The sequence below is a fragment of the Pelomonas caseinilytica genome (genome assembly GCF_021353235.1).
Classification (GTDB): domain Bacteria; phylum Pseudomonadota; class Gammaproteobacteria; order Burkholderiales; family Burkholderiaceae_C; genus Pelomonas; species Pelomonas caseinilytica.
The window spans coordinates 44,063-61,967 of the sequence record NZ_JAJTWT010000007.1 but is presented as its reverse complement, the minus strand read 5'-3'; the positions used below and the strand labels follow the sequence as shown (position 1 = coordinate 61,967).

At 71.5% G+C, this 17,905-nt stretch carries 17 protein-coding genes; 13 read left to right on the top strand and 4 right to left on the bottom strand.

Annotation, left to right across the window (positions count from 1 at the left end; translation table 11 throughout):
* Positions 1 to 111 precede the first annotated feature (111 nt).
* The 4 genes from LXT12_RS17055 to LXT12_RS17040 all read left to right on the top strand — a co-directional run bounded on the left by LXT12_RS17055 (position 112) and on the right by LXT12_RS17040 (position 3,099).
* Positions 112 to 450 carry a hypothetical protein gene (locus LXT12_RS17055; RefSeq protein WP_233393488.1) on the top strand — a complete coding sequence of 113 codons (339 nt, stop codon included), beginning with the start codon at positions 112 to 114 and terminating at the stop codon, positions 448 to 450.
* 3 nt (positions 451 to 453) lie between these two features.
* Complete coding sequence (locus tag LXT12_RS17050; protein WP_233393487.1) at positions 454 to 801, top strand: hypothetical protein; 348 nt, start codon at positions 454 to 456, stop codon at positions 799 to 801.
* Positions 802 to 872: 71 nt separating this feature from the next.
* Positions 873 to 1,436 (top strand): 5-formyltetrahydrofolate cyclo-ligase, encoded by a 564-nt coding sequence (locus tag LXT12_RS17045; RefSeq protein WP_233393486.1) that lies wholly within the window; start codon positions 873 to 875, stop codon positions 1,434 to 1,436.
* A 1-nt stretch (position 1,437) separates the two neighbouring features.
* The gene (locus LXT12_RS17040; RefSeq protein WP_233393485.1) at positions 1,438 to 3,099 is read left to right on the top strand and encodes a cation:proton antiporter domain-containing protein; all 1,662 of its coding nucleotides are present in this window, start codon (positions 1,438 to 1,440) and stop codon (positions 3,097 to 3,099) included.
* Here LXT12_RS17040 and LXT12_RS17035 read toward each other — a convergent pair.
* Both LXT12_RS17035 and LXT12_RS17030 read right to left on the bottom strand, forming a co-directional pair.
* Entirely contained in the window at positions 3,096 to 3,734 is a 639-nt protein-coding gene (locus LXT12_RS17035) for a LysE family translocator (protein WP_233393484.1), read from the bottom strand. The genes LXT12_RS17040 and LXT12_RS17035 overlap by 4 nt on opposite strands.
* Positions 3,735 to 3,797: 63 nt before the next feature.
* Complete coding sequence (locus LXT12_RS17030; RefSeq protein WP_233393483.1) at positions 3,798 to 4,745, bottom strand: LysR substrate-binding domain-containing protein; 948 nt, start codon at positions 4,743 to 4,745, stop codon at positions 3,798 to 3,800.
* Positions 4,746 to 4,835: 90 nt separating this feature from the next.
* On the opposite strand from LXT12_RS17030, the gene LXT12_RS17025 reads away from it, so the two are divergent.
* Positions 4,836 to 5,132 carry a DUF2917 domain-containing protein gene (locus LXT12_RS17025; RefSeq protein WP_233393482.1) on the top strand — a complete coding sequence of 99 codons (297 nt, stop codon included), beginning with the start codon at positions 4,836 to 4,838 and terminating at the stop codon, positions 5,130 to 5,132.
* On the opposite strand, the gene LXT12_RS17020 is transcribed toward LXT12_RS17025, so the two are convergent.
* Both LXT12_RS17020 and LXT12_RS17015 read right to left on the bottom strand, forming a co-directional pair.
* Positions 5,082 to 5,507, bottom strand: a complete 426-nt coding sequence (locus LXT12_RS17020; protein WP_233393481.1) for a TfoX/Sxy family protein — start codon at positions 5,505 to 5,507, stop codon at positions 5,082 to 5,084. The two genes, LXT12_RS17025 and LXT12_RS17020, sit on opposite strands and share 51 nt — an antisense overlap.
* Before the next feature lie 6 nt (positions 5,508 to 5,513).
* Positions 5,514 to 6,641 carry a sterol desaturase family protein gene (locus LXT12_RS17015; protein ID WP_233393480.1) on the bottom strand — a complete coding sequence of 376 codons (1,128 nt, stop codon included), beginning with the start codon at positions 6,639 to 6,641 and terminating at the stop codon, positions 5,514 to 5,516.
* Between the two features lie 105 nt (positions 6,642 to 6,746).
* Here LXT12_RS17015 and LXT12_RS17010 point away from each other — a divergent pair, with 105 nt between their 5' ends.
* From LXT12_RS17010 to LXT12_RS16975, 8 genes are all read left to right on the top strand, one after another.
* Positions 6,747 to 7,316 (top strand): 5-formyltetrahydrofolate cyclo-ligase, encoded by a 570-nt coding sequence (locus tag LXT12_RS17010; protein ID WP_233393479.1) that lies wholly within the window; start codon positions 6,747 to 6,749, stop codon positions 7,314 to 7,316.
* Positions 7,317 to 7,964: 648 nt separating this feature from the next.
* Positions 7,965 to 9,209, top strand: a complete 1,245-nt coding sequence (locus tag LXT12_RS17005) for a multifunctional CCA addition/repair protein (RefSeq protein ID WP_233393478.1) — start codon at positions 7,965 to 7,967, stop codon at positions 9,207 to 9,209.
* 65 nt (positions 9,210 to 9,274) lie between these two features.
* Positions 9,275 to 10,480: an efflux RND transporter periplasmic adaptor subunit gene (locus tag LXT12_RS17000; RefSeq protein WP_419964783.1), complete on the top strand. Its 1,206-nt coding sequence runs from the start codon at positions 9,275 to 9,277 to the stop codon at positions 10,478 to 10,480.
* A 19-nt stretch (positions 10,481 to 10,499) separates the two neighbouring features.
* Complete coding sequence (locus tag LXT12_RS16995; protein ID WP_233393477.1) at positions 10,500 to 13,652, top strand: efflux RND transporter permease subunit; 3,153 nt, start codon at positions 10,500 to 10,502, stop codon at positions 13,650 to 13,652.
* Entirely contained in the window at positions 13,649 to 15,028 is a 1,380-nt protein-coding gene (locus LXT12_RS16990) for an efflux transporter outer membrane subunit (RefSeq protein WP_233393476.1), read from the top strand. The genes LXT12_RS16995 and LXT12_RS16990 overlap by 4 nt, the downstream gene beginning before the upstream one ends.
* A gap of 2 nt (positions 15,029 to 15,030) precedes the next feature.
* Positions 15,031 to 16,023: an extracellular catalytic domain type 1 short-chain-length polyhydroxyalkanoate depolymerase gene (locus LXT12_RS16985; protein ID WP_233393475.1), complete on the top strand. Its 993-nt coding sequence runs from the start codon at positions 15,031 to 15,033 to the stop codon at positions 16,021 to 16,023.
* Between the two features lie 281 nt (positions 16,024 to 16,304).
* Positions 16,305 to 16,763: a thioredoxin family protein gene (locus tag LXT12_RS16980; RefSeq protein ID WP_233393474.1), complete on the top strand. Its 459-nt coding sequence runs from the start codon at positions 16,305 to 16,307 to the stop codon at positions 16,761 to 16,763.
* On the top strand, positions 16,760 to 17,893 hold the full coding sequence (locus LXT12_RS16975) for an MFS transporter (RefSeq protein WP_233393473.1): 1,134 nt from the start codon (positions 16,760 to 16,762) through the stop codon (positions 17,891 to 17,893). Before LXT12_RS16980 ends, LXT12_RS16975 begins: the two co-directional genes overlap by 4 nt.
* Positions 17,894 to 17,905: the final 12 nt, after the last annotated feature.

Sequence of the window (17,905 nt, the reverse complement as noted above, 5' to 3'; positions counted from 1 at the left end):
CGAACAGGGGCGTGTGGCCGGCGGGCTGGCGGAGCGATGCGGGGGCGCAACGGGGCGCGAAAGCCTCGAGTGCTAGCATTTCCTGGTTCCCAGTCCTGCACCAGGGGTCCCATGTCCATCATCAAGCCTTCCAGCCGCGGTCGAGCCGCCGTGCCCGGCGCCGTGAACCTGCCTGAAGGGGTGCTTGCGTACAAGGTTCCCAACGTCGTCGTGGGCGTCGCCAAGCACAAGGCGGTCGCCTACGGGCCCTTGGTCGTGGTGGATGCCGGGCAGCAGGGCCTCACGATGACCGACGTCGCCGAGGCGCGGGTGGCCCGCGAGCTGTCGCCGCTGATCAGCGCCTCGATCGACCGCTCCATCCAGGCCCTGGACGAGGCGGACGCCTTCGTGCAGAACAGCAACCGGACGGTGGACAGCCTGCTCGCCCGCCTGCGTGCCAGCGTTGCCTGACCGATGGGCATCACGGATCTCCTCGGCGCATTCAAGAAAATCGTCGAGCTTGAAGCCTCGATCAAGAAAAGCGCCGAGACCATCAAGACGCAGCAGACCAAGCTGCAGGAGCTGGCCGAGATCAACATCCGGCTCGATGAGCAGCTGAAGGGCGCCCTGCGCCAGGTCGATGAGTTGCACAAGGCCCAGGCCGACATGGAAAGGCGCCTGCGCGAGGTCGAGAACCACGGCGCGCGCGTGGACGGCGCGATGCAGGTCCTGAGCCAGGGCGTGGTGAAGGGCGTCTGGACGCCGCCGCCCGCGCCCGGGCTGGGCCGCGGCTCGGCGCCGCCGATGATCGACGGCGCCTGAGGGCGATCGCTTGCGCCAGAGGCCGGAGGCCTCGAGGCCCGGCCTTGAGTCAAGCTGGGTTCCAATGGGGCATGCCCGTCACCGCACCGCCCCACTTCGTGCCGCCGGCCGAGCGCCCCGAGCTCCGCCGCCGCCTGCTCGCCGCCCGGCGCGCCTTTGCCGCCACCCCGGATTTCCAGGCCGCCGAGCTTGCGGTGCGCCAGGCCCTGTCGCCGCTGCTGGCCCAGCTCGAGCCCGAATTGCTGGGCGTCTACTGGCCGTTGGCCGGTGAGTTCGATCCCGGCCCCCAGCCCTGGCCCCGCGCCCTGCCCAGCGCCCGCCGCACGCCGGCCGAGATGGTGTTCCGCCGCTGGGACGGCGCAACGCCGACGGCGCAGGACGAGTGCGGCATCGCCACCGCCTGCGGCGCCGTGGCTGTGCCGGACGTGGTGCTGGTGCCCTGCGTCGGGTTCACGCGCGAGGGCTACCGCCTGGGCTATGGCGGCGGCTATTTCGACCGCTGGCTGGCGGCGCATCCCGGCGTGACGACCATCGGCCTGGCCTGGTCGGGTGCCGAGGCCCGCTTCGCCGCCGAACCGCACGACCACCCGCTGACCCTCGTCCTCACCGAGCGAGAACTCATCGCGCCCGAATGACATGCACGACGGCATGACGCTGATCTCGACGCTGGCCGCCGCCTTCGGCCTGGCGCTGGTGCTGGGCCTGCTGGCGCAGTGGGCGCGCTTGCCGGCCCTGGTGGGCTATCTGGTGGCAGGGGTGCTGATCGGGCCGCACACGCCGGGCTTCGTGGGCGACGTGCACCTGGCGCAGCAGCTGTCGGAGGTGGGGGTCATGCTGCTGATGTTCGGCGTCGGGCTGCATTTCTCGGTGCACGACCTGGTGTCGGTCAAGGGCATCGCCCTGCCGGGCGCCCTGGTGCAGATGGCCGCGGCCACCGGCATGGGGGCGGCGCTGGCCCATCTCTGGTGGGGGTGGGACCTCGCCGCCGCGCTGGTCTTCGGCCTGGCGCTGTCGGTGGCCAGCACCGTGGTGCTGCTGAGGGCGCTGGAGTCGCGCGAGCTGCTGCACACCGGCAATGGCCGCATCGCCATCGGCTGGCTGGTGGTGGAAGACCTGGCCATGGTGCTGGCCCTGGTGCTGATGCCGGTGCTTTCCGGCAAGGGCGAGGCCGCGGGCGGCGGCCTGGCGCTCACCATCGCCAAGACGCTGCTCGCCGTGGCCGCCTTCGTCGCCCTCATGCTGGTGGCCGGCCGGCGCCTGCTGCCCTGGCTGCTGTGGCAGGTCAACCGCACCGGCTCGCGCGAGCTGTTCACGCTGGCCACGGTGGCGGCGGCCGTCGGCCTGGCGGTGGCCGCGGCGGCCCTCTTCGGCGTGAGCGTGGCGCTCGGGGCTTTCTTCGCCGGGCTGGTGCTGCGCGAGTCGGCCTTCAGCGAGCGGGCCGCCCACGAAAGCCTGCCGCTGCGCGACGCTTTCGCGGTGCTTTTCTTCGTTGCCGTCGGCATGCTGTTCGACCCGGGCGTGCTGGTCGAGCAGCCCCTGGCCGTGCTGGCGACGGTGGCCGTCATCCTGCTGGGCAAGACGCTGGCGGCGGGCGCCCTGGTGCTGTTGCTGCGCTACCCCTTGAGCACGGCGCTGACGGTGGCGGTGAGCCTGGCGCAGATCGGCGAGTTCAGCTTCATCCTGCTCGGCCTGGGCCAGAGCCTCGGCCTCGTGCCGCCCGAGGCGACCAGCCTGGTGGTGGCTGGCGCCATCGTCTCCATCGCGCTCAATCCGCTGCTGTTCTCGGGCGTGGAGCCGCTGCGCCGCTGGGTGCTGCCGCGCTCGGCCTGGGCGCGCCGCCTGGAGGCCCGCGACGACCCCCTGGCGGAGCTGCCGGCCGACACGCCGGCCACGTCGCTGGCCGGCCAGATCGTGCTGGTGGGCCACGGCCCGCTGGGCGCAGCCCTGCGCGAGCGGCTCGCCGGCCGGCCGGTCGTCGTCATCGACCGCGACCGCGAGGTCGTCGAGGCCCTGCGCGCCGGCGGCCAGCCGGCCGTGCTGGGCGAGGCCGCCGAGGCCATGACGCTGGTGCAGGCCCACATCGCGCAGGCAGCCTGGCTGGTCGTCGCCCTGGCCGACGTGCGCGACGTGCCGGCGATGCTGGCTCTGGCCCGGCAGCTCAACCCGGAGCTGCGCTGCGCCGCCCTCGCCCACACGGACGAGGAGCAGCGCTGGCTGGGCGAGGCCGGGGTCAGCCACGTACTGCGGTCGCAGCGGGCGCTGGCCGAAGCCTTTGCACGGCTCGTCGCAGCCTCCTAGGTTTTCTGACGGGTGCCGCCGAAGGCGGCATAGCAGCCCAGCGCCAGGTAGACCAGGGCCGAGATGTAACGGCCGTGGCCGGCCGCGCCGCGCAGCAGTGGCGCGAGGCTGCCGGCCAGCAGCGCGTAGAGGCTGTCCGTCACGGCCGCGATGGCCACGAACAGCACGCTCAAGGCCAGGGCCTGCACGGCCTGGGAGCCGTCGGGATGCAGGAACTGCGGGATGAAGGCGGCGAAGAAGAGGGTCGTCTTGGGGTTGAGCAGGGCGACGAAGAAGCCGTCGCGGAACAGCCGCCGCGGCTCGGTGCGGGGCAGGACGGCGCCGTCGGCCGCGGCCGCGGCGGGCCGACGCAGCGCCTGCAGCCCCAGCCACACCAGGTAGGCGGCGCCGGCCCAGCGCACCACCGTGAACGCCAGCGACGAGGCCGCGAACAGGGCGGCCAGGCCGATGGACGCACCGACCGCATTCGCCAGGTTTCCCAGGGCCACGCCGCCCACGGAGGCCAGCCCCGCCGTGCGGCCTTGGGCCAGCGTGCGCGTGACGATGAAGACGACGCCGGGCCCAGGTGTCAGCGCCAGCACGAGGGTGGCGATGAGGAAGGCATAGAGGGCGGCGCCGGTGGGCAGCAGGTCCATGGTGGGGCTCCTTCGCAGGCGCAGCCGGCAGGATGCGGCGCGCCGCCCGAGTCTAGGACCTGCTCACACGCCGGCCAGCGCGTCGCGCGTGAGGGCGGCCTGGGCGCGCACCCAGTCGGCGAACTGCTGGACCTCGGGCCGCCGCGCGGCGCCAGGGCCCAGGATGAGCCAGTAGCCGAAGGGGCTGCCCAGGCGGCCGGCCTTGCCGAAGGGTTCCACCAGCTCGCCGCGCTGCAGGTGCTCGTGCACCAGCGGCAGGCGTGCAAGCGCCACGCCCTGGCCGGTCAATGCCGCCTGGACTTGCTGGTAGGTGAAGTTCAGGTAGAGCCAGCGGCGCGGCTGCAGGTCCGGCTCCCCCTGCTCCGTCAGCCAGCGCCGCCAGCTCAGGTATTCGGCGCTGGGGCGCGGGTCGTCCTCCTCGGCCAGGGCGTGGCGGGCCAGGTCGGCCGGGCGCTTCAGCGGGGCGGGCGGGTTCTGCAGATACCAGGGGCTGACGCAGGGCGACAGCAGCTCCTCGAAGAGCTGGTCGGCGTCGGGCGGCACGGAAGGGCGGTCGTCGTAGCGCAGGGCGAGGTCGCTCTCGCCGTCCTCGAGGTCCACTTTGCGGTCGTAGGCGGAGACCCGGATGTCGATGTCGGCGTGCTCGCGCTGGAAGGCCTCCATGCGCGGGATGAGCCACAGCGAGGCGAAGGACGCGAACGTGCTCACGTTGACGACGCGCCGGCCGCGGGAGCGGCGGATCTGCCGCACCGTCTGGTCCAGCCGCGACAGCACGGCCACGGCGGTGGGCAGCAGCACGGCGCCGTCGGTGGAGAGCTCGACCTTGCGCGTGCCGCGCAGGAAGAGGGTGCAGCCGATCTCCTCCTCCAGGGCCTGGATCTGCCGGCTGACGGCCGATTGCGTGAGGCTCAGTTCCTCGGCCGCGGCGCGGAAGGACAGCAGCCGGGCCACGGCCTCGAAGGCGCGCAGCGGACCGACGGAAAGCGGGCGTTGCCGGATCGGCTGATTCATGAGCGGATGGTATCAATCCGCGCTGCAGATTCATTGGACCGCCCTGGGTGGACTCCGGAAAATCCCTGACATCAACCCAGGAGAGACATCATGAGCGATGCGCAATCCATCTGGCACCTGGACGGTGGCCGGGCCCTGACCCTGGCGGGGGGCGCCGAGGCGCGCCGCCTGTCCGTGGCGCGGGGCCGCGTGTGGCTGACCGTCTCGGGCACGGCCGACGAGCCCGCCGAGGACCATTGGCTGCAGGCCGGCGAGGCCGTTGCCCTGGCGCCGGGCCAGACGGCCGTGCTGGAGGGCTGGCCGGTGGCCGACTTCGAAGTGCTGGTGCCGCCCGCCTCAGCCCCGGCGCGCCGCGGCCTTCTTGGCCGGCGCCTTCTTGGCCGCTGACGACTTGCCCGCGGCGGCCCGCTTGGGCGCAGCCGCCTTCTTCGCCTTCGTATTGGCGGCGCGCAAGGCCGCCTCGAAGGCCAGCCGCGCCCAGGGCAGCATCAGCGGCGGCGATTCCAACGCCTCCTCCGGGGGGCGGCGGTAGCTGGTCACCACCGGCTCGCCGGCCTTGTTCGGGAAGGTGAAGGGCAGGCAGCCCGCCGCGTCGAAGCGGTCGCGCGTGGCCTCGTCGCTCTTCAGGAAGAGCTGGCCGTCGTCGATGATGGCCATGAAGAGGCCGTCCACGTACAGCCCCTGGCCGCCGAACATGCGGCGCACCCGCACGGGACCGAGGGGCGAGAGCATCTCGACGCAGAGTTCGGTGAAGGCATCCATGCCGCGTCATCCCTTCCAGGTGAACGGAAAGTGCAACTGGCGCACGAAACCGTCGGGGACGTAGTCGCCCAGCACGCCATAGCGCTCAGGCCATTTGCGCTCCGACTGCACGGCGGTGCCGAAGACGTGGTCGAGGAAGGCGAAGTGGGCCGCGTAGTTCCTGTCCAGGGCCTCGCGGTCCTGCGAATGGTGCCAGTGGTGGAAGTTGGGCGTCACGACCAGGTAGCGCAGCGGCCCGAGGCGCACGCTGACGTTGGCGTGGTTGAACACCGCCTGGAAGCCGACGATGACGATGTAGGCATCGATGACCTCCTTGCTGAAGCCCAGCACGAAGATGGGCGCCAGCACCAGGGTGCGAGTGAGGATGAGCTCCAGGATGTGCTGGCGCGAGCCGGCCAGCCAGTCCATGCTCTTCACGCTGTGGTGCACCGCGTGCAGGCGCCACAGCAGCGGCACCTCGTGGTAGGCCCGATGCGTCCAGTACTGCACCAGGTCGGCCACCAGGATGATGAGGAAGAGGGCCACGCCGAAGGGCAGGTCGTGCACCCAGGCCTGGATGCCGTCCCTGGCCGCCCAGCCGAAGAGGCGATGCACCAGCAGGTTGGTGGCGAGCATCACGAAGCCCACCGCCAGGTGGTTGACGATGAAGTGGTGGAAGTCGGTCTGCCACTCCGGGCGGAACACCGGCTGGTCGCGGCGCAGCGCGAACAGCTTCTCGATGAAGACGAAGATCAGCGTCGAGCCCAGCAGGTCCAGGATGAACCAGTCCAGTCCGATGTAGGGCGTGTGGTCCGGGAAGTCGGGGTTGACCTCGACCTTGTGTCCGCCCAAGGCCAGAGCCAGGCCCAGCAGCACGAAGGTCCACAGGGCCAGCCAGCGCTGGCGGCTGAAGACGATGTTGAAGAGGGCCAGGGCACCCGAGAGCACCAGGCTCCAGTACAGCAGCCGGCGCATCACCTCGACGTCGTAGGCCTTGCGCAACTGCGGCGTGGTCAGGTACTCGGGGAAATGGAAGGCCAGCACGCCGAGGAAGCAGAGGATGGCGAGCGTCATCGCGATGACGCCGCTGACCAGGCCATGTCCCGGCTTGAGCGGGCCGCTCGACGCGCTGAGCTGGTTGATCTTGTTGAGCATGCCTGTGTCTCCCTGCTTGGCTGTGGCGACGCGACTCTAGCGACGCCGGGGCATGGACCACAATGGCCACATTCACCGTCACAGGTCCGCAAGGAATCAACCACCTTGGATGCGAACGACCGCGCCGCCGTCCGGCACAAGTTGATCGAACAACGCCTGGCCCTGCCTGACCGGCTCGCGCGCGCGGCCGACCTGCAGGAGGTGCTGCGGGTGTGGCTGCTGCGACGGCGGGAGACCACGATCGGCGCCTATTGGCCCATCAAGGGCGAATTCGACCCCTTGCCGGCCCTCTACCGCTGGAGCGAGGATCACCCCGAGCGGCGCATCGGCCTGCCGGTGGTCGACAAGGAGCACCGCACGCTGCGCTTCCACGTCTGGTATCCCGGCTGCCCGATGGAGGAAGACGCCTTCCACATCCCCAAACCCAAGGGCACCGAGGAGTTCCGGCCGCAGCTGATGCTCGTGCCCTGCCTGGGCTTCGGCCCCTGCGGCCTGCGCCTGGGCTACGGCGGCGGCTTCATGGACAAGACCCTCTCGGAGATGCAGCCCCGGCCGGCGGCGGTGGGCATCGGCTATGCGCATGGCTTCCTGCCGCTGTTGAAGCCGAGCCCGCTGGATGTGGCGCTGGATGCGATGTTGACGGAGGAGGGGGTGGTTTGGGATCGGGAGGGGTAAGGGCGGAGCTTTTGCTACTCGGTAGCGGCGTGTGTGTGGTCGGGTTGCTTTTGCATGGAGCCTTTCGACTCGGTACACCGCCGCGGGAATCCGCCCCGCGAGGGCGGGTAACTTTTCTCTGTCGGCGCCAGAGAAAAGTCACCAAAAGAGAGGCGCTTCAAAGCGAGCCCTCTGGCGCGCTTGAGGCTCAGCCCGGGCAACAGGCGACCCGCTTCGCTCTCGCCGCTGTCCTTGTGACGAGCCCGATGCCTCCACCGTCCGTGCGCCCAACGTCGGCTGCACGCCGAACTCACGAGTTGAACGCAAGCGCCGCTCGGGCGGCGCGTCGTGGGGTGCGGTGCCTTCATTGGTGAGCCCGGCGTGCAGCCGGCGTTAACCGGCGTGAAGGTCCGATCTGTGGTGACCTGGACAGGGACAGCAGCGAGAGCGAAGCGGGTCGCCTCGTGGCACTTCTTGGCGTTCAACGCACGAGGGCGCCAGATTTAGAGCGCCTCTTCTTTGGTGACTTTCTTCTGGCGCGACAGAAGAAAGTTACCCGCCCTCGCGGGGCGGATTCCCGCGGCGGTGCACCGAGTCGAAAGGCTCGATGCAAAAGCTACCAACCCAACAAGGCACAGAGTCGCGCCGCGAAGCACGCAGAATCCCCCCATGCCTCCCTTCCAGACCTACCTCGTCGGCGGCGCCGTCCGCGACCGCCTGCTCGGGCTGCCGGTGCAGGACCGGGACTGGGTCGTCGTCGGTGCGAGCCCGGAGGCGCTCGCGGCTGCGGGCTACCTGCCGGTGGGCAAGGACTTTCCCGTCTTCCTGCACCCCGAGACCCGCGAGGAAGTCGCGCTGGCGCGCACCGAGCGCAAGACCGCCGCGGGCTACCACGGCTTCGCCTTCCGTGCCGCGCCCGACGTCACGCTGGAACAAGACCTGGCCCGCCGCGACCTGACCATCAATGCCATGGCCGAAGACGACGCGGGCCGGGTGATCGACCCCTACGGCGGCCAGCGCGACATCGCCGCCAAGCTGCTCCGCCACGTCTCGCCCGCCTTTGCCGAGGACCCGGTGCGCATCCTGCGGCTGGCCCGCTTCGCGGCACGCTTCGCTGATTTCACGGTCGCTCCCGAGACCGTCGAGCTGATGCGCGCCATGGTGGCCGCCGGCGAGGTGGATGCCCTCGTGCCCGAGCGCGTCTGGCAGGAGCTCTCGCGCGGGCTGATGGAGGGCAAGCCTTCCCGCATGCTCGAAGTGCTGCGCCAGGCCGGCGCCTTGCAGAAGCTGCTGCCCGAGGTCGAGGCCCTGTTCGGCGTGCCCCAGCCCGAAGCCCACCACCCCGAGGTCGACACCGGCATCCATCTGCTGATGGTGCTGGACCAGTGCGCCGCCAGCGGCGCGCCGCTGACCGTGCGCTACGCCTGCCTCTGCCACGACCTCGGCAAGGGCACGACGCGCAAGGAGGAACTGCCCCGCCACATCGCCCACGAGACGCGCAGCGAGAAGCTGGCCCGCCAGGTGAGCGCACGCTGGAAGGTGCCGACCGACTGCCGGGAATTGGCGGAGCTGGTGGCGCGCGAGCACACCCACGTGCACCAGAGTACCGGCTTCGGCCCCGAAGCCCGGCTGCGCCTGCTGGAGCGCTGCGACGCCTGGCGCCGCCCCGACCGCTTCGCCGAACTGCTCTGGGCCTGCGAGTGCGACGCCCGCGGACGCCTGGGCCTGGAACGGCGCGACTACCCGCAACGCGAGCGCCTGCTGGCCGACCTGCGCGCCACCCAGGACGTGGATCTGGCCGCCGTCAGCGCGGCAGCCGTCGCGCGCGGCGCCAAGGGGCCGGAGATCGGCGCGGCCATCAAGGCTGCGCGGCTTGGGGTTTTGCGTTCCTTCACCGAATCGTTAGATAGCTAACGGTTACAGTCGGCGACTTTGCCGGCATCGGGCCGGCCGGAACAGTGGTGGAAAGGGCTCGCAGCATGGCGGCATGGAGTGGGTTGGTGCGGGGAATCGCCGGGGCCGGGGCGCTGGCGATGGCACTGGGCGGCTGCGGGCAGTCGACGACCGGTGCCGCTCCGGCCGCGCCACCCCCGCCCGAGGTGGGCGTCGTCACCGTGACGCCGGGCCGCGCCGACCTCGCCGCCGAGCTTCCGGGCCGCCTGGAGGCCTACCGCGTCGCCCAGGTGCGTGCGCGTGCCGCCGGCATCCTGCAAAGGCGCCTTTTCAACGAGGGCAGCGACGTGAAGGCCGGCCAGCCCCTCTTCGAGATCGACCCCGCACCCTACCGCGCCGCGCTGGCCAGTGCCCAGGCGCAGCTGGCGCGCGCCGAGGCCAACCTGCTGCAAGCGCAAGCCCTGGCGGACCGCTACGCGCCGCTGGCCAAGAGCCAGGCCGTGAGCCAGCAGGAAGCCCTGAACGCCCAGGCCGCCGCCCAGCAGGCCAGGGCCGACGTGGCCGCCGGCAAGGCCGCCGTGCAGACGGCCCAGATCAACCTCGGCTATGCGAGCGTCACCTCGCCCATCGCCGGCCGCATCGGCCGCGCCCTGGTGACCGAGGGCGCCCTGGTCGGCCAGGGCGAGGCCACGCCGCTGGCCATCGTCCAGCAGGTCGACCGCCTCTATGTCAACTTCACGCAGTCGGCCTCCGAGGTCATGCGGCTGCGCCAGGCCCTGGCCGACGGCAAGCTGCAGAGCGCGGGCAAGGACGCCGCGAAGGTGGAGGTGCTGCTGGAAGACGGCAGCATCTATGCCCAGCCCGGCAAGCTGCTGTTCTCCGACCTCAGCGTGGACGCCAACACCGGCCAGATCACCCTGCGCGCCGAGTTGCCCAATCCCCAGGGCCTGCTGCTGCCGGGCCTGTACGTGCGCGTGCGCCTGGCCCAGGCCGAGGTCAGCGACGCCGTCTGGCTGCCCCAGCAGGCCGTGGCCCGCGGCGCCACCGGCGAGAGCGTGCTCGTCGTGGCCGACGACGGCAGCGTCAGCGCCCGGCCGGTCAAGCTCGGCCCGGCACGCAGCGGCAACGCCCTGGTGCTGAGCGGCCTGAAGGCGGGCGAGAAGGTCATCGTCGACGGCCTGCAGAAGGCCAAGGCCGGCGGCAAGGCACGCCCGGTGCCCTGGCAGCCCGCGGCCTCGGGCGCGGCGGCCTCGGCGGCGGCTTCGGCCCCCGCGCCGGCCGCCTCCCGCTGAACCCGAGGGCTGAGCAGACATGGCGCAGTTCTTCATCAACCGGCCCATCTTCGCGTGGGTCATCGCCCTCTTCATCCTCGTGCTCGGCGGCACGGCGGTCACGCAACTGCCCATCGCCCAGTACCCGCCGGTGGCGCCACCGTCCATCGTGCTGTCGGTGTCCTACCCGGGCGCCTCGGCGCAGACGCTGGAAGACTCGGTCATCAGCGTCATCGAGCGCGAGATGAACGGCTCGCCCGGCCTCATCTACATGGAGGCCGTGGCCCAGGCCGACGGCACCGGTTCCATCACGCTGAGCTTCGACCCGTCCACCAACCCGGACCTGGCCCAGGTGGACGTGCAGAACCGCTATGCCCGCGCGCAGCCGCGGCTGCCGCAGGCCGTCATCCAGCAGGGCGTGCGCGTCGACAAGGCCAATCCCAACTTCCTGCTCTTCATCATCCTGTCGAGCAGCAACCCGGACTTCAACCCCATCGCGCTGGGCGACTACGCCTCGCGCACCGTGCTGCCCGAGATCCAGCGCGTGCCCGGCGTCGGCCAGGGACTGCTGTTCGGCACCGAGCGCGCCATGCGCATCTGGCTGGACCCGGCCAAGCTCGTCGGCTACAAGCTCGCGCCGGCGGACGTCAACGCCGCCATCCAGGCCCAGAACGCCCAGGTCAGCTCCGGCTCCATCGGCGACCTGCCCAACGTGCCCGGCCAGCCGGTGGCGGCCACGGTCGTCGTGCGCGGCCAGCTCACCAGCGTCGAGCAGTTCGGCGCCATCGTGCTGCGCGCCAACCCTGACGGCTCCACCGTGCGGCTGCGCGACGTGGCCCGCATCGAACTCGGCGCCGACAACTACACCGGCCGCTCGACGCGGTTGAACGGCAAGCCCTCGGTCGGCGTCGGCGTGCAGCTCGCGCCCTCGGCCAACGCCCTGCAGACGGCCAAGCTCATCAAGCAGCGCCTCAAGCAGCTGCAGCCCTACTTCCCGGCCGGGGTGAAGGCCGACATCCCCTACGACAGCTCGCTGTTCATCGACATCTCCATCTCCCAGGTCGTCGAGACCCTGCTCGAAGCCGTGGCCCTGGTGTTCCTCGTGATGTTCCTGTTCCTGCAGAACATCCGCTACACCATCATCCCGACGCTGGTGGTGCCCATCGCCCTGCTGGGCAGCTTCGCCACGCTGCTGGCCCTGGGCTTCTCGATCAACGTGCTGACGATGTTCGGCATGGTGCTGGTCATCGGCATCGTCGTGGACGACGCCATCGTGGTGGTCGAGAACGTCGAGCGGGTGATGAGCGAGGAGGGCCTGTCGCCGCTCAAGGCCACGCGCAAGGCCATGGGGCAGATCTCCGGCGCCATCGTCGGCGTGACGGTGGTGCTGATCTCGGTGTTCGTGCCGCTGGCCTTTTTCAGCGGCTCCATCGGCAACATCTACCGCCAGTTCTCGGCGGTGATGGTGAGCTCCATCGCCTTCTCGGCCTTCCTCGCGCTGTCGCTGACGCCGGCGCTGTGCGCCACGCTGCTCAAGCCGGTCGAGGCCGGCCACCACATCGAGAAGCGCGGCTTCTTCGGCTGGTTCAACCGCGGCTTTGCACGCACGGCCAAGGGCTACGAGGGCTGGGTGGCGCGCTTCATCCACCGCAGCGTGCGCATGGCGTTCGTCTACGCGGCCGTCATCGCCGCGGCGGCGCTGCTGTTCCAGAAGCTCCCGACGTCCTTCGTGCCCAACGAGGACCAGGGCAACATCCTCGTCAACGTGCAGCTGCCGCCGGGCGCGACCCAGGCGCGCACGCTGGAGGTCATGAAGCAGACCGAGGCCTACATGCTCAAGCAGCCGGAGGTCGAGAGCATGGTCAGCGTCGTCGGCTTCAGCTTCGCCGGCTCCGGCCAGAACGCCGGCCTGGGCTTCATCACCCTCAAGCCCTGGGACGAGCGCCACGGCGCCGAACACTCGGCCCAGGGCCTGGTGGCCCGGGCCTTCCCGGCGCTGGCCAAGATCCGCGACGCCATCATCTTTCCGGTCAGCCCGCCGCCCATCCGCGACCTCGGCCGCGCCAACGGCTTCGCCTTCCGGCTGCAGGACCGCAGCGGGCACACGCGCGCCGAACTGCTGGCCGCGCGCAACCAGCTGCTGGGAGCCGCGGCCAAGAACCCGCTGCTGGCGGCCGTGCGGCCCGACGGCCTGGAAGACGCCGCCCAGCTCCAGCTCGACATCGACCGCGAGCGCGCCATGGCCCTGGGCGTGAACATCGGCGCCGTCAATGCGGTGCTGGGCACGTCGCTGGGCTCCAGCTACGTCAACGACTTCCCCAACGCCGGCCGGCTGCAGCGCGTCATCGTGCAGGCCGACGCGCCGGCCCGCATGCAGCCCGAGGACCTGTTGCGGCTGAACGTGCTCAACGGCGCGGGCCAGCCCGTGCCGCTCGCGGCCTTCGCCACCAGCAAGTGGATCACCGGCCCGATGCAGACCGTGCGCTACAACGGTTATGCCGCGATGCGCATCCTCGGCGAGCCGGCCAAGGGCGTGTCCACCGGCACGGCCATGGCCGAGATGGAGAAGCTCGCCGCCCAGCTGCCCGACGGCTTCGGCTACGAGTGGACGGGGCAGTCCCGCGAGGAGAAGCTCTCGGGCTCGACGGCCTTCATCCTGTTCGGCTTCTCGCTGCTGGCCGTCTTCCTGTGCCTGGCTGCGCTGTACGAGAGCTGGAGCATCCCGCTGGCCGTGCTGCTGGTGGTGCCGCTGGGCGTGCTCGGCGTGGTGCTGGGCGCCAACTTCCGCGGCCTGGAGAACGACGTCTACTTCAAGGTCGGCATGATCACCATCATCGGCCTGTCGGCCAAGAACGCCGTGCTCATCATCGAGTTCGCCAAGGACCTGCAGGCCCACGGCCGCAGCGTGTTCGACGCCGTGCGCGAGGCTGCCCACCTGCGCTTCCGGCCCATCGTCATGACCTCGCTGGCCTTCATCCTCGGCGTGCTGCCGCTGGTGCTGGCCAGCGGCGCCGGCTCGGCCAGCCAGCGCGCCATCGGCACCGGCGTGATGGGCGGCATGCTGTCGGCCACGGCCCTGGCCGTGTTCTTCGTGCCGGTGTTCTTCGTCGTCGTGCGCCGCTTCTTCCCGGGCAGCGAGCGCCAGCGGCGGCGCGATGCCCACGAGGACGAAGAGTCGGGGAGCCAGGCATGAAGCGCGCCCTTTCGCTGATCGCCACGGCCGCCCTGCTCGCCGCCTGCGCCGGCCCCGAGCCGAAGAAGCCCACGGCCGCCGAAGCCGCCCAGGCCGCGCTGCCGGCCGCCGCCTTCCCGACGCCGGGCGGCGGCGGCACGACGGCGGCCGCCGCACTGCCCTGGGCCCAGGCCTTCCAGGGCGCGCGGCTGCAGCGCCTCATCCCGCTGGCCCTGGCCAACAACCGCGACCTGCGCGTGGCCGCCGCCAACATCGAGAGCGCCCGCGCCACGGCCGCCGCGCGCGATGCCGACCTCTGGCCCACGGTCAACGTCGGCGTCAGCGGCTCGCGCGCGACGGCGGCCAACGGCGGCATCAACAGCAGCTACCAGGCCGGCCTGCAGGTCGCGGCCTATGAGCTCGACCTCTTCGGCCGCCTGCGCAGCCTGGACGCCGCCGCCCAGGCCGCCCTGCTCGGCGCCGAGGCCAACCAGCAGGCCGTGCGCATCGCGCTGGTCGCTGGCGTCGCCACCGCCGAGATCGCCCTGCAGGCGGACGAGGCCCTGCTCAGGATCACCCGCGACACGCTGGCCAGCCGCGAGCAGTCACTGCAGCTGATCCGCCAGCGCTTCGAGGGCGGCATCACCAGCGAGATCGACCTGCGCGCGGCCGAGTCGGCCCTGCAGGCGGCGCGCGTGGCCCTGGCCCAGACCCAGCGCCAGCGCGCCCTCGACGAGAACGCCCTGGTGCTGCTGCTGGGCTCGGCCCTGCCGGCCGACCTGCCCGCACCCAGCGGCGCCCTGGCCGACTTCGAGCCCCTGGCCGAACTGCCCGCCGGCCTGCCGAGCGAAGTGCTGACGCGCCGGCCCGATGTGCGCCAGGCCGAGCAGCAGCTCGCCGCGGCCGACGCCAACATCGACGCGGCGCGCGCGGCCTTCTTCCCGCGCATCACCCTGACCGGCAGCTTAGGCACCGCCAGCAACCAGCTCTCGGGCCTGTTCAAGAACTCGGCCTGGAGCTTCGCGCCGTCGCTGGTGCAGCCCCTCTTCGACGCCGGCCGCAACCGCGCCAACCTCGCCCAGGCCCGCGCCCAGCGCGACATCGCCACGGCCCAGTACGAGAAGGCCATCCAGTCGGCCTTCCGCGACGTCGCCGACGCCCTCGCCGGCCGGGCGACCCTGGCCGAGCAGCGCAGCGCCCAGGCCGCCCAGGTGGACGCCGAGTCGCGCCGCCTGGCCCTGGCCGAGGAGCGCTACCGTGCGGGCATCGCCAGCTCGCTGGACGTGCTGGACGCGCAGCGCTCCCTCTTCGCCGCCCAGCAGGCGCTCGTGCAGGTGCAGAGCCAGCGCGCACAGAACCTGGTGGCGGTGTACCGCACCCTCGGCGGAGGAGCCTGACCATGCGCCGCCTGGCCATCGCACTGGGCCTCGTCTTGCTGCTGCCGGCGGCCCAGGCGCAGGAGACGCTGCGGGACCGCATCAAGGCCCGCATCGAGCAGCGCCGGGCCGAGCGCGGGCAGGACGCACCGGCCACCGGCGGCCTGCAGGAACTGCAGGTGCAGGGCCGCAAGGTCCTCGTCCACCTGCCGACGGGTTATGACGGCAGCCGGCCGGCGCCCCTGGTGCTGGCCTTCCATGGCGGCGGCGGCCATGCCGAATACATGGCCGACGACAGCCACTACGGGCTGCAGAAGAAGGCCGACGAGGCCGGCTTCGTCGTCGCCTTCCCCAACGGCTACAGCAAGCTGCAGGGCGGCCGCTTCGCCACCTGGAATGCCGGCGGCTGCTGCGGCGATGCCCGCGACCGCAGCAGCGACGACGTCGGCTTCGCCCGCGCCGTGGTGGCGGCGCTGAAGGCCCGCTACCGCATCGACGCGGCGCGGGTCTTCGCCACCGGCATGTCCAACGGCGGCATGCTCAGCCACCGCCTGGCCTGCGAGGCGGCCGACGTCTTCCGGGCCGTCGCCTCGGTGGCGGGCACGGACGCGACGGCGAGCTGCACGCCCAGCCGTCCGATCTCGGTGCTGCACATCCACGCCCGCGACGACGACCACGTGCTCTTCGACGGCGGGGCGGGCGCCGGCGCCTTCCGCGACGAGAGCAAGGTGATGAGCTTCGTCTCGGTGCCCGACACCATCGCCCGCTGGGTGCAGCGCGACCGCTGCACGGCGCCCGCGCGGCGCACGCTCGAGCGGCCCGGGGCCTACTGCGAGGTCCATGAAGGCTGCGCCGGCGGCGTGAGCGTGCAGCTCTGCGTCACCGACAGCGGCGGGCACTCCTGGCCCGGCGCGCAGCGCGTGCGGCGCGGCAAGGAGGAGGCCTCCCAGGCGCTGGACGCGGACGACCTGATCTGGCGCTTCTTCGAGCAGACGCCGCCCGGGCCATCCCAGTGATGCGGCGGGGCGCGACGGCCATCACACATGAAACCGTGGGTGGCGCGAGGCCCAGGAACACAGCCACAGAGACACCGAGGCACAGAGGCAGCGGGATGAAGGGCCCTCTGTGTCTCTGTGCCTCTGTGGCTGTGTTTGGTTTCCACTGGGGCGAAGGAGTCTGACTTCGGCATCCACAGGCGCTTGACAACGCTGTCTATTACCGCCAACATTGGCGCGAGAAAGCGCTTTCAAAGCACTTCTAACCGCTTGTTCTTACGGCCGATAGCAGAATCACCGCCATGCGTTCCCTCACCGCCTCCCTGCTCCTCACCGCCGCCCTGTCCGCCCACGCTGGCCCGGCGCCGATCTACGACGAAGGCGCCGATGCCAAGGCCGCCGTGCGCTCGACGCTGGCCGAGGCCGAGAAGGCCAGCCTGCCCGTGCTCGTCGTCTTCGGCGCCAACTGGTGCGGCGACTGCCGCATGCTGGACGCCACCTTCAAGCACGGCCCGAGCGCGCCGCTGATCGCCCAGCACTTCAAGGTGGTCAAGGTCGACGTCGGCCGCTTCGACCGCAATGTCGACATCGCCGAGACCTACCACGTGCCGCTCAAGAAGGGCATCCCCGCCGTCGCCGTGCTCTCGCCCCAGGGCAAGCTGCTCTACGCGACCGAGGGCGGCGAGCTGGCCGACGCCCGCAAGATGGGCGACCAGGGCGTCTACGACTTCTTCAGCCGCATCACCGCCAACGCCAAGTGACCTCGGTCGTCGGCGCCTCGCGCGCGCTGCGCGCGCAGTTCTTCGTGCTCGGCGTCATGTTCGCGACCTGGGGCGTCCACGTCCCGACGGTCAAGGGCCATTACGGCCTGGGTGAACAGGCTCTGGCCATCGCCATGCTGGCCAGCGGCGTGGGTGCCCTGCTGGCCCTGGCGCAGGCCGGCCGTGTCGTCGGACGCTGGGGGCCGCGAGCCGTGTCCGCCGCCATGGGCGTGCTGTGCTGCGCATCGGTGGCCTGCCTGCTGGCCTGGCCGGCCTATGCGGCGCTGCTGGCCGTGATGCTGGTCTTCGGCGTCACGGGCAGCCTGCTGGACGTGGCCATCAACACCGAGGCGACCGAGATCGAGCGCCTCGCCGCCCGGCCGCTGATGAGCGGCTTCCACGGCATGTTCAGCCTCGGCGGCATGGCTGGCGCCAGCCTGGGCAGCGCAGCCCCCGCCCTGGGCCTCTCGCCGCAGGCCCACCTGCTGGTCGCCACGGGGCTGGGCGCGGCGGTGGTGCTGGTGGCCAGCCGGGCCATGCTGCCCGTGCCCGAGCACAACGCCGAGGAGAAACACCCCCTGAGCCTGCCGCGCGGCCCGCTGCTGCTGCTGGGCGTGCTGGCCTCCATGGGCCTGATCGCCGAGGGCGCGATGTACGACTGGAGCGTGCTCTTCATGAAGCAGGAGCGCGCCAGCAGCCCGAGCACCGCCGCCCTGGCCTACGCCAGCTTCAGCGGTGCGATGGCGGCCGGCCGCTTCGGCGGCGACTGGGTGCGTTCGCGCGTCTCGCCCGCGCGGCTGATGCGGGCCAGTGGCGCGCTGGCCGCGGCCGGCATGACGCTGGCGCTGGCCGTGCCTTCGCCCTGGGTGGCCCTGCTGGGCTTCGCGGGCGTGGGTCTGGGGCTGTCCAACGTGGTGCCGGTGCTGTTCAGCGCGGCCTCGCAGGCGCCGGGCGTGTCGCCGGCCCACGGCATCGCGGCGGTCTCGGGCGTGGGCTACCTCGGCATGATGGCCGGCCCGCCGCTGATCGGCCTGATCGCCGAGCACGCGTCGCTGGCCGCGGGCCTGCTCGTCGTCGTGATGTTCGCCGTCTTCATGGCGGTCTCCGCCCGGCGGGCGATGCGCGCCTGAGGGGCGCCCCTG